This window comes from Noviherbaspirillum sp. (assembly GCF_036846085.1).
Taxonomy (GTDB): domain Bacteria; phylum Pseudomonadota; class Gammaproteobacteria; order Burkholderiales; family Burkholderiaceae_D; genus Noviherbaspirillum.
Genome location: NZ_DAIUCO010000178.1, coordinates 1 through 11239, shown reverse-complemented (window position 1 = coordinate 11239; position 11239 = coordinate 1). Strand labels below are relative to the sequence as shown.

Below are 11239 nucleotides of genomic sequence, written 5' to 3'. Positions count from 1 at the left end.
TGGCAGCCCTTGGCTACACCGCTTCCGCTTTCGCGTTACCTTTCAGCTCGCAGCACGCGATGGTTTTCGATGAGCAAACCGGTCGCGTTTTGCTCGAAAAGAATGCCAATGACGTGGTTCCCATCGCTTCCGTCACCAAGCTGATGACTGCAATGGTCGTGCTGGACGCCAAGCTCGACATGGAAGAGCCGATCACCATCGACCAGGTAGACGTCGACGTGCTCAAGCATAGTTCCTCCCGCGTGCCCGTTGGAACGGTCCTGCCCCGCAAATCCATGTTGCAGCTGGCACTGATGTCATCCGACAACCGCGCGGCGGCGGCCCTTGCCCGTACCTATCCGGGCGGCAATGCCGGCTTTGCGCAAGCGGTGCGCGACAAACTGGTCGCTCTCGACATGCGCAACACCTCCATCGAAGAACCGACCGGACTTTCGCCGCACAACCGGTCGACCGCGACAGATCTCGTCAAGATGGCGACCGCTGCATCGTACTATCCCGAGATTACCCGCATGTCCACCGAGACAGGGGAGTTGATGGATATCAATGGCCAGCCGGTGCAATACAGGAACACAAACCGCCTGGTGGGCAAAAAAGGCTGGGATATCCAACTGTCGAAGACCGGTTTCACCCGCGAAGCCGGGCGCTGCCTGGTCATGCGCGTCCAGGCCGCCGGGAAAAACGTGATCGTCGTTCTGCTGAACGCAAAGGAAGCTGCGGCCCGCATGCTGGATGCGGAAAATGTGCAGCGCTACCTGGAAGGGGAGCCTATATTTACCGCTCAGTCGCCTGCGCTGAAAGCCGTGTCGGTATCCGCCAAGGCCAAGGCCGGCAAGCGCTCGGTCGTGCAGGCTCGATCCCAAAGCCGCATGAAGGCAGCGAAGAAGGCGCGCATCCGGTAATCATATCGATTTGATCCATCCCAAGCCCGATTCCGGCGCAACAATTTTCCTGCAACTGATTGCCGCAATTCCAGTCCACTGCAGATAAATACCTGTTGCGCCGGATTGAGTCGATGTGCGGACCCGCCAAGTCGACTACAATTCCTGCTGAGCGTATTAATGCCGCATCGAATTGCGCCCAGGTGAATCCGCCCGGCGCAGCACCCGCATCCCGGATGTCCAGCGGTCGCGGTGCAAACGTTGCAATAAAAATACGAACGCAAAACACTCTTTGGCTAGCCTGGGAACTCAGTGAATACACCTACCAATAACAACAATTCGAATAGCGGCGTCGTCCTGACCGACTTTCACCTGAGAGTGCTGGTGGTCGAGGACAACCAGGATCTCGCGCGACTTTTCTGCGACCTGCTGGAAGTGATGGGCTGCGAGACCCGCGTCGCCTTCAATGCGCATTCTGGCATCGAAGCGGCTCGTCAGGATCCGCCCGATCTGGTCTTTTGCGACCTGCGCCTGCCAGGTGAAAAGAATGGCCTGGACCTGGCGCAGACATTGCGGTCCGACAATCAGCTGTCGCACATTCCCCTGATCGCCGTTACCGGTTACGTTGACGACACGGAAGAAAAACGTGCGCTGGCCGCCGGATTCGATCGCATCTTCGCCAAACCCATCAAGTTCGCCCAGATCCAGGAAGTCCTGAAGGGCTATCACGCCGCCAGGCAGCAGTAAATCCTCCTGCGATGCTTCGCCAGGTCATCGCCACGGGTGACTTCCGCAGCGTCAGCGCAATCCTGCAGCATGTTGTAAGCTCTCCGGCATACGCGACTACGGAGAACGCTCATGAAACGTCCTGTACTGCTAGCCTTGCCTGTCCTGTTCTGCGCCGCCAGCGCCTTTGCCCATCACGGCTGGAGCGAATACGACGCCAACCAACCGCTGAAACTGGAAGGCACCATCGAGGAATCCGGCTATGTTCATCCGCACGGGTTCGTCGTTCTTAAAACACAAAACAAAACATGGACGGCGGTCCTGGCACCGCCGACCCGCATGGAAAACCGTGGACTCGCCAGGGAGATGCTGAAGCCCGGCGGCAAAGCGACGGTCGAAGGTTATCCGAACCGGGAAAAGCCCGACGAGATGCGTGCTGAACGCATCATCATCGACGGCAAGACCACCGAGCTTCGCTGATGCACGAAACGGCGGGTATGTTCGGCTGGCTTGGCGCGTCCGCGCTTGGCCAGGCGATGCGTGGATGGCTTTGGCTGTACCCGATCATCGAGATTATCCACATCATCGGTTTCGTCGTGCTGGTCGGTGCGGTCGCGATGTTCGATCTTCGGATACTGGGCTTTGCCCGGCAGCTTCCTGTTCCCGCGCTCGGCCGGCATCTGCTGCGCTGGTCCGCCGCCGGCCTGATCCTGATCGTGCCGGCCGGGCTGATGATGTTTTCCGCCCATCCCGATGAATTCGCCGCCAGTACCGTCTTTCGCCTCAAGCTGGGGTTGATCGCCGCCGCCGGACTCAATGCCTTGATCTTTCACATCGGCGTCTACCGATCCGCCGGCAGTTGGGGAAACAATGCCGTCATACCAGCCGCGGCAAAGGTGCAAGCACTCCTATCGCTGTCATTGTGGATCGCCGTGATCTCCTGCGGCAGGCTGCTGGCCTATACCTGAGTGAGGGAGCGAATCATGGTGTTCACCATATGGTTGAAGCGTGGTTTGATGAGCCTGGTGCCGGCCCTGCTGATCGGCGCGGCGCCGGTATTGCACGCGGCAGGCGACGATGCCTGGGCGTCCCTTAAAAGCGGCGGCCGCGTGGTATTCATCCGCCATGCGGTGACCGATCCGGGCGTCGGCGATCCGGATGGTTTCGTCGTCGGCGACTGCAGCACCCAGCGCAATCTTTCGTCGCAAGGCAAGGCGGATGCGAAGGCCATCGGCGACGCATTCCGCAGCCGCGGCATTCCGGTTTCCGAGGTGCTGACGAGTCGCTGGTGCCGATGTGTCGACACGGCGATGCTGGCATTCGGCAGGGCGACACCAGCGACGATGATTGATTCGATGTTCAACGACCGGGAGAAATCGGATGAGGCGAAAGTGCGGGAAGTATCCGCCTATGCCGCCAAATTCGGAAAGCGCGCCAATACCGGGAATCTGGTGTTGGTGACCCATGCGGTGAATATCCAGGCGCTTACCGGGATATCCCCGGCCACTGGAGAAATCGTCGTGACTACCTTCGACGCCGGCAAATTCAAGCCGGTAGGGCGGATCAATCTCTTTGCCCGCTAGGGCGCGGTGCATTGGTATAGCGACCGGAACGGCGGAGCCCGGCGTGGGGCGAAGTCGATGGCCGCTCATCGATTGACTCTTTGCCCGGCAAATCCGGCGCCCCTCCGCATTACTCCTGCTTCGTAGCCTTCGCGGTTTTGCGTTCCACCATTTTCATCAATGCATACAGCGTTTCCAGCAGCGGGATGGCGACTTTTTCACGGCGTCCCGCGCGTACGGCGTTACCGAGAATGATCTCGGTTTCCATTGGACGGCCGTTCTCGTAATCGAGCGCCATGCTGGTCTTGTAGGGAGGCGCCTTGCGGGTGCCATCGATATATTGATCGATGAGCTGCGGCGGCAACGGATGGCCGGTCGCCGCGGCGACGTCGCACACCTCCCGCATTGCGCGCCGGACGAATGATTCGCCTTCCTCGGCATTGAGCATGTCGTCCGTATCGAGTACGCCGCCCATTACCGATGCCGGATTGAAGACGGCGTTCCACAGGCATTTCTGCCAGCGGGCGGTGACCACGTTGTCCGCCAGCGTGATCTTGATCCCGCTCTTCTCGAACATTGCCGCGAGCTTGCGCGCGCGGTCGGTGACGCCGGAGGGGTAATTGCCGAAAGTAAGGTCGCCGAAGGCGTAATGCCTGACCTTGCCGGGCGCAATGCGGCTCACCTGCACGAACGCCAATGCGCTGATCAATTCATTGTCCGGAAAAGCGTCGGCGATCTCGCCTTCGATTTCGACGCCGTTCTCGATCAGCACGATGACCGTTTCCGGGCCGACGGCATCACGAATGAGTGCGACCCGGTCCGTGCCTTCCACCACCTTGACGCTGACGATCAGGTAATCGGGCGGTCCGCCGGCATAGTCCGTCACCGATCGCAGGGTCTGGGCAGGGACGAAAGTGCGGTCGCCGAGGCGGTTGCTCTCGATCGAAAAACCGGCACTGCGGACGATGTCATATTCGGACCGGCACACGACCGAAACGTTTGCGCCTTGAGCCTGCAGCGCAGCGCCATAAAAGCTGCCGATGGCGCCCGCGCCAATGACAAGAATCCTGCTTTGGGAAAGTGGTGAATCCGACACGAGAAATTTCTCCTTCTTGGCAGGCATCTGTTAAAGCGCCCAAGAGTTGATATACATCAGAGGGGAGCCAGTATAACAGCAGAACAATGTTCTGCAATGCAGTACAGGACGTTGTTCCCGGCGAATCAATGGCTTAACTGCCGGTTACCGGAGATGTGCAACCGATAACCGATCCGGTTTGCTGCATTGAACAATTTTTTTCACTGTATGTATATGCATGGGATACAGAAATTTCCAATCTGCTCCAGCTTGCCATTTACATACTCTGAATGAGTCGTTACACTGCCCTAAATTACGGAATCAAATTCCGCTGTGCAGAATTGCCACGGCTTTGTGTTCGACGAACGTTTCAACAACCGCACTAACTTTCGTATTTTGACGCAGATGGAGGTGAAAACGGGATGGAGTGGTGACTTGATAGCCGCGCACGCGGTTCGACGGTGGCCCGCAAGGACGGGCTGCGATAAAAACACAGGAGACAAACAATGAGGTTGATTCAATACGGCTCCCGGCTGCTGCCGGTAGCAGCAGCCTGCATGGTGCTGGTTGCATGTGGCGGAGATGACGACAACGGCGGAACGCCGAATAATGCGGCGCTCGATGTCCGAACTCTCTCCAATCGTGCCGACATGGTCAGCGGAGGCGATGCCCTCGTGGAAGTGACCGTGCCGGCGGGCGTGGCAGCCAGCAGCATCCGGGTTAGCGTCGGTAGCCGGGACGTTACGAGTGCATTCGCAGTACGTGCCGACGGCCGCTTTACCGGCCTGGTAACCGGTCTCGCGAATGGCGAAAACACCGTCACGGCGACTGCCCCGGGTGCCCGCGGCACCAGCCTGAAAGTCACCAATTTCCCGATCGGCGGCCCGATCATCTCCGGTCCCCAGGTGCAGCCCTGGATTTGCGCTACACCGACTCCCCAGGCCGCCACCGCGACGACTGCCGCAACCAATGGCAGTGGATTGACCACCGCCGCAACCGACGCGCAGTGCAACATCGCCACCGAATACAAGCTGTATTACAAGACCACGACCGCCGGATGCGTCAATGCATTGCCGGATCCCACTCCGCCGGCGACGCCGCCGGCGAACGGCTGTTTCAAGCCTTACGACCCTACGGCCGCGAGGCCGGCCGACCTGGCAAACGCCACACTCGAGAACGGCACGCAGGTGCCGTACATCGTCCGTGTCGAGCGCGGTACAGTGAATCGCGGCATCTACGATATCGCGGTGCTGTTTGATCCGACCAAACCATGGGCCGGGACCGCACCGCAGCAAAACTGGAACGGCAAGGTCCTGTACATGTTCGGTTCGAGCACCGGCCAGCCGCGTCGCCAGTTCCGTCCGCAGGGCTCCTGGACCGACGACAAATCCCTGTCTCGCGGCTTCATGGTGGTGATGAACAGCCTGACCGACTCGCAGTACAACTCGAACCGGGTGCAGATGTCGGAAACCGTCATGATGATGAAGGAGCGCATCACCGAGAACTACGGTCCGATCCGCTATACGATGGGCGCAGGCTGCTCGGGCGGCTCGATCAACCAGCTCACCGCATCGTCGATCAGCCCGGGATTGCTGGACGGCATCCAGCCGGCATGTACCTATCCTGATTCGGAGTCCACTGCGATCGAGGTGCAGGACTGCGCGCTGCTGGTCGAGGCCTACCAGAAGCCGGAGTGGCTGGCGCTGATGTCCAGCTCCAGTTACACCCAGGAGCAGATCAATGCCAAGAAGGCGGCGATCAACGGCCACGTCGACCAGACCGGCTGCCATGGCTGGAACAACCTGTTCGCGAACAATCCGCGTCCGGGCAATTTCTTCGCCAGGACGGTAACGGATAACGCGACCGGCGCCATCACCCAGGCCGCCACTGCCACCAACAACTGCCAGTTGCCGGCGTCCCAGGTCTACGACCCGGTCAGCAACCCGAACGGCATTCGTTGCGGCGCGCAGGACAACGCGGTGGCGATCTGGGGCAGGGTGCCGGGCACGGTCTTCGCCCGCTCCACGCTCGACAACGTCGGTGTGCAATATGGCCTGAGAGCGTTCATCAGCGGCGCGATCACGGCGGAAGAGTTTGTCACACTGAACGAGCGCATCGGCGGTACCAACCGTGATCTGCAATACGTGCCGGCACGCAGCGCCGCCGACCCGGAAGCGCTGGCAATCGCCTATCGTGCCGGTATTGTCACCAGCGGCAAGCAGCTGGCCAAGACCGCGATCATCGATCTGCGCGGCTGGGATGATTCGCTCATCGTGCCGTTGCCGGACCGGGCTCTCAATGCCACCGGCACCAACGGCCTGACGGGCATCCACCACGTATGGCGCAGCTTCCAGTTGCGGGATCGCATCCAGCAGGCCAACGGCAACTTCGACAACCATGTGATGTGGCGCTTCGGCCGCAACGGCTATGCGCCGTCGGCGGACATCTCGCTGGACTCCTTCCTCACCATGGACAAGTGGCTGACGGCGCTCAAGGCCGATACCGCGGCTGGCACGATCGAGCAGAAAGTGGCGAGGACGAAGCCGGCGGAGGCACGCGATTTCTGCTATCTCAGCACCGACACCACCCAGACCACCAAGGTGTTCGACAAGGCGCGGTGCGATGCCGATTCGTTCCTCCGGCCGGCATCGTCGCCGCGCCAGGCTGCAGGCGGCCCGTTGTCGGAAAACGTCCTGAAATGCCAGCTCAAGCCGTTCAATGCTGCAGAGTACGCACCGCGTACGCTGACGGCCGAGCAGCAGAACAGGCTGCAGGCAGTGTTCCCGGGCGGAGTCTGTGACTGGAGCAAGCCGGGTGTGGGGCAGCAGGATGCTGTTTCGCCGCTGACCTTCGCGGCGGGTCCGGGCGGTGCGCCGATGCCGGCCGCACCAGCGGCAACACCGGCAGCACAGTAACGTTGTAGGAGTACATTCGGGCCGCGCAGGATTTCCTGCGCGGCCCGAACCTTGAGTACGAGAGGAAAATGAGGGCAGCATTGCTGCGACCGGATGTACGGGAAGATACATGCGGCCGCAGGTCGATGTGCCTTGCAGCAATAATCTTTAATCGATCATACTGGCCGCTCGAAGAAATTTCGGGCAAACTCAATCCCGCACCGCACGCGTAACGCCGTGCGGCTTGATTTTCAATGCAGGCAAAACGGTTCAACCATGCAGGAGACAAAAACCATGACTCAATATAAGTTTTCACGACGTGACTTCATCAAGACATCGGTCGCCGCCAGCGCAACCCTGGCTTTCCCGGCGATTGCACAGCAAGGCTATCCGTCACGCCCGATCCGCCTGATCTGCCCATGGCCGGCAGGCGGTTCCACCGACGTCGTCATGCGCGCATTCGCCGAGAGCGCCGGCAAGGCCCTCGGCGGTTCGATGATCGTTGAAAACAAGCCGGGCGCAGGCGGCACGCTGGGTGCCATCGAACTCGTCAACGCGCGTCCCGACGGATATACCCTGTCGCAGCTTCCACTCGGTATTTTCCGCATTCCGCACATGCAGAAAGTGCAGTTCGATCCGATGAAGGATCTGACTTATATCGCCTGCCTGACCGGTTACACCTTCGGCATCGTGGTGCGGTCGGATTCGCCGATCAAGAGCATCAAGGAACTGGTCGACTACGCGAAGGCCAACCCGGGCAAGCTCACCTACGGTTCCACCGGTACCGGCACGACGCCGCACCTGGTGGTCGAACAATTCTCGCGCCGCGCCGGCATCAAGATGCAGCACATTCCGTTCAAGGGCAATGCCGACGGCATGCAGGCCGTGCTCGGCGGACACGTCATGGCGCACAGCGATGCGACCGGCTGGGGCCCGCACGTCGACGCAGGGCGTTGCCGCCTGCTGGCAACCTACGGCAGCAAGCGCACCGCACGCTGGCCGAATGTGCCGACCTTGCAGGAACTGGGCTACCAGACCGTATCCGATTCGCCGTTCGGCGTCGGCGGTCCGAAGGGCATGGACCCGGCACTGGTCAAGCGCATCCACGATGCATTCCAGAAGTCACTGCAGGACCCGGCAGTGATCGCCACGCTGAACAAGTACGATCAGCCGGTGATCTACATGGATACCGAGCAGTACACGAAGTTTGCCAAGGACACGTTCGAAGAAGAAAAGCAGACTATCCAGAGCCTCGGCCTGAATCGGGCCTGATACCCTGGCCAGACGCCGGGATAGTGATTGTGCGACCGCACATGCACTTCCCGGCGTTGTCGTGCCCCATAACAATAATGATGCTTCGGGAATGCGCTGCCGTTCATTCACCGCAGGCCGCTGACTGGGACGGCCATCGCTTGCGTGCTCTACGCATACTTTGCTCATGCACGGCTCCAGCGCCGCAAGGCACGGGCTATGCTTGCATCCGGCTGGCCATCGATTCCAACGCAGCAAACCGCACGACGCAGCCTTGCGCTGGCTTGCATCGTGCAAATGAAGGTGAGGACAGCGCTTAACACGTAACAATTCTTCAATGATGCCGCCGATCCGGCAGGGCCGGGCACGCATTGAAGAGGAGAATAGGATGAAAATCAAGAATTACCAGGATTTCTATGCCGGGCTGATGTTCGTATGCTTCGGAACGGTCGCCATGTATCTTTCGCGAAGTTACAACATCGGCACCGCCGCCGACATGGGCCCCGGCTTTTTCCCCTTCTATCTCGGCGGCCTGCTCGCCACGCTCGGCGCGCTCGTGTTGTTCAAGGGACTCGGCGCGACAGAAGATACATCGGGCAAGGTATCGCTCAAGTCCCTGATTGTTTTCATCGGCATGATCGTCTTTACGGTCATCACTACCTTTTCCGGCTTGACGCCACGCGCGTCGCTGTCGGTCGGCATCGTGGCCGGCTGCATATTCGCTTTCGTGATCGGCCTCAGGACCATGGGCCTCGTGCTGGCGGCGGTGACGCTGTTCGGTCTGCTCGTCAAGGGTCTTGGCCTGGTTGTGTGCGTCACGCTGCTGATCGTCATCGCGTCGCTTGCCAGCCATGAAGTGAAGGCCAAGGAAGTCGTGGCCAGCGTGATATTCCTGTGCCTGCTGGGCATTGGCGTATTCATCTACGGCCTGAATCTCCAGATGCCGATCTGGCCTGACATGCTCGAGCTGGAGAGCATGTTCCGCCCGGCCGAACCACGATAAGAAAGCGAGACCCGACATGGAAGTCCTGTTCGACAATCTAAGCCTGGGTTTTGCGACCGCGTTCACGCTGCAAAACCTGATGTACTGTTTCATCGGCTGCGTGCTCGGCACGCTCATCGGCGTGCTGCCCGGTATCGGACCGATCGCCACCATCGCCATGTTGTTGCCGGCAACCTATGTGCTGCCGCCAGTGTCGGCGCTCATCATGCTGGCCGGCATTTACTACGGCGCCCAATACGGCGGCTCGACCACCGCGATCCTCGTCAATCTCCCCGGTGAGGCGTCCTCGGTGGTGACCATGCTGGACGGCCACCAGATGGCGCGGCGGGGCAGGGCAGGCGCGGCCCTCTCGGTAGCTGCGCTCGGCTCCTTCATCGCCGGCTGCTTCGGTACGCTGATCCTTGCCGCATTCGCGGCGCCGCTGGCGGAGATGGCGATCCAGTTCGGTCCGGCGGAATATTTCTCGCTGATGGTGCTTGGCCTTATCGGCGCGGTGGTGCTGGCATCAGGTTCGCTGCTCAAGGCCATCTGCATGATCGTCCTCGGCCTGCTGATGGGCATGGTCGGCACCGACGTCAACAGCGGCATCGCGCGCTTTGGATTCGATATTCCCGAATTGTCCGACGGGATCGGCTTCATCGCGATTGCCATGGGCGTGTTCGCCTTTGCTGAAATCATGGTCAACGTCGACCTGAAGGAAAAGCGGGAGGTCTTCACCAGCAAGGTCGAGGGGCTGATCCTGAGCTGGAAGGATTTCAAGGAAGCGCTACCCGCCATCCTGCGCGGCACCGGCCTCGGTTCGGCGCTCGGCATCCTACCCGGCGGCGGCGCACTGCTGGCCTCGTTTGCTTCCTACACGATCGAAAAGAAGGTGACCAAGAACCCGGCCGTGCCGTTTGGCCAGGGCAACATCCGCGGCGTTGCCGGCCCGGAATCCGCCAACAACGCCGGCGCGCAAACTTCCTTCATTCCCTTGCTGACGCTCGGCATTCCGCCCAACGCGGTGATGGCACTGATGGTTGGCGCGATGATGGTGCACAACATCCAGCCTGGTCCGCAGGTGATGACCAGCAATCCGACGCTCTTCTGGGGCATGATCGCGTCGATGTGGATCGGCAACCTGATGCTGGTGGTTCTCAACCTGCCGCTGATCGGCATCTGGGTGCAACTGCTGAAGGTGCCTTACCGCATCCTGTATCCGGCGATCCTGATGTTCTGCTCGATCGGTGTGTTCACGGTCAATAACAATTCCTTCGATGTGCTGATTACCGTGATGTTCGGCGTGCTGGGCATCGTGTTCATCAAGTTCGGCTGCGAAGCGGCCCCGCTGCTGCTGGGGTTCATTCTCGGGCCGATGATGGAAGAGAATCTGCGGCGGGCGATGCTGCTGTCACAGGGCGATCCGACGGTGTTCTTCACGCGGCCGCTGTCACTGGCGATGTTGCTGGCGGCGCTGGCGTTGATTGTGATTATTTCGATTCCGGCGATTTCGAAGAAGAGGGAAGAGACGTTCGTCGAGGAGTAGGGGGCGGCGCGTTGGATTTGATGAAAGGCGTGTGGAGTGATCTGCACGCCTTTTTTATTTTTCGCATTTTCGCAGCCGGGGGGCCGGCTTTGGACAGGATGCTATCTGCCTGCAAAACGGTACTGGCTTGCAAGCCAGTACGCGCCGTACAAGCGGGGAGTCCAGGACGACGGAATAACTACGGTGGTGCATCCTCCCTGTCATTCCCGCGAAGGCGGGAATCTAGAGCGACGGAGTGTCTTCGGTAGTGCAACGCCTTCCTTTCTCCGTAGAGACTAGCCGGGACTGGCCCCGGCGGGCCACCTTCTTTTTTGCTTCGCCAAAA

10 protein-coding genes are annotated in these 11239 nt (G+C 60.3%); 9 read left to right on the top strand and 1 reads right to left on the bottom strand.

Annotated elements, in window-relative coordinates; genetic code table 11:
- The 5 genes from V7080_RS18250 to V7080_RS18230 form a co-directional block, all read left to right on the top strand.
- On the top strand, positions 1 to 899 hold an 899-nt coding region (locus tag V7080_RS18250; protein ID WP_334189821.1), incomplete at its 5' end, for a serine hydrolase.
- Positions 900 to 1190: 291 nt separating this feature from the next.
- Complete coding sequence (locus V7080_RS18245; RefSeq protein ID WP_334189820.1) at positions 1191 to 1625, top strand: response regulator; 435 nt, start codon at positions 1191 to 1193, stop codon at positions 1623 to 1625.
- A 111-nt stretch (positions 1626 to 1736) separates the two neighbouring features.
- Positions 1737 to 2084 carry a DUF6152 family protein gene (locus V7080_RS18240; RefSeq protein WP_334189819.1) on the top strand — a complete coding sequence of 116 codons (348 nt, stop codon included), beginning with the start codon at positions 1737 to 1739 and terminating at the stop codon, positions 2082 to 2084.
- Positions 2084 to 2572, top strand: a complete 489-nt coding sequence (locus V7080_RS18235; RefSeq protein WP_334189818.1) for a hypothetical protein — start codon at positions 2084 to 2086, stop codon at positions 2570 to 2572. Before V7080_RS18240 ends, V7080_RS18235 begins: the two co-directional genes overlap by 1 nt.
- A gap of 15 nt (positions 2573 to 2587) precedes the next feature.
- Positions 2588 to 3187 (top strand): histidine phosphatase family protein, encoded by a 600-nt coding sequence (locus V7080_RS18230; protein WP_334189817.1) that lies wholly within the window; start codon positions 2588 to 2590, stop codon positions 3185 to 3187.
- Positions 3188 to 3296: 109 nt separating this feature from the next.
- Here the strand turns inward: V7080_RS18230 and V7080_RS18225 are convergent, their stop codons facing one another.
- The gene (locus tag V7080_RS18225) at positions 3297 to 4262 is read right to left on the bottom strand and encodes a ketopantoate reductase family protein (protein WP_334189816.1); all 966 of its coding nucleotides are present in this window, start codon (positions 4260 to 4262) and stop codon (positions 3297 to 3299) included.
- 485 nt (positions 4263 to 4747) lie between these two features.
- On the opposite strand from V7080_RS18225, the gene V7080_RS18220 reads away from it, so the two are divergent.
- The 4 genes from V7080_RS18220 to V7080_RS18205 all read left to right on the top strand — a co-directional run bounded on the left by V7080_RS18220 (position 4748) and on the right by V7080_RS18205 (position 10914).
- Entirely contained in the window at positions 4748 to 7156 is a 2409-nt protein-coding gene (locus tag V7080_RS18220; protein WP_334189815.1) for a DUF6351 family protein, read from the top strand.
- A 273-nt stretch (positions 7157 to 7429) separates the two neighbouring features.
- On the top strand, positions 7430 to 8407 hold the full coding sequence (locus V7080_RS18215) for a Bug family tripartite tricarboxylate transporter substrate binding protein (RefSeq protein ID WP_334189814.1): 978 nt from the start codon (positions 7430 to 7432) through the stop codon (positions 8405 to 8407).
- A gap of 367 nt (positions 8408 to 8774) precedes the next feature.
- Positions 8775 to 9389 (top strand): tripartite tricarboxylate transporter TctB family protein, encoded by a 615-nt coding sequence (locus tag V7080_RS18210; protein WP_334189813.1) that lies wholly within the window; start codon positions 8775 to 8777, stop codon positions 9387 to 9389.
- Positions 9390 to 9405: 16 nt separating this feature from the next.
- Positions 9406 to 10914 carry a tripartite tricarboxylate transporter permease gene (locus V7080_RS18205; protein ID WP_334189812.1) on the top strand — a complete coding sequence of 503 codons (1509 nt, stop codon included), beginning with the start codon at positions 9406 to 9408 and terminating at the stop codon, positions 10912 to 10914.
- Positions 10915 to 11239: the final 325 nt, after the last annotated feature.

Excerpts from the sequence above, each read along its gene's own strand:
- V7080_RS18235 (WP_334189818.1), top strand. The coding sequence starts at position 2,084 with ATGCACGAAACGGCGGGTATGTTCGGCTGGCTTGGCGCGTCCGCGCTT.
- V7080_RS18205 (WP_334189812.1), top strand. The coding sequence starts at position 9,406 with ATGGAAGTCCTGTTCGACAATCTAAGCCTGGGTTTTGCGACCGCGTTC.
- V7080_RS18215 (WP_334189814.1), top strand. The coding sequence starts at position 7,430 with ATGACTCAATATAAGTTTTCACGACGTGACTTCATCAAGACATCGGTC.
- V7080_RS18230 (WP_334189817.1), top strand. The coding sequence starts at position 2,588 with ATGGTGTTCACCATATGGTTGAAGCGTGGTTTGATGAGCCTGGTGCCG.
- V7080_RS18210 (WP_334189813.1), top strand. The coding sequence starts at position 8,775 with ATGAAAATCAAGAATTACCAGGATTTCTATGCCGGGCTGATGTTCGTA.
- V7080_RS18220 (WP_334189815.1), top strand. The coding sequence starts at position 4,748 with ATGAGGTTGATTCAATACGGCTCCCGGCTGCTGCCGGTAGCAGCAGCC.
- V7080_RS18240 (WP_334189819.1), top strand. The coding sequence starts at position 1,737 with ATGAAACGTCCTGTACTGCTAGCCTTGCCTGTCCTGTTCTGCGCCGCC.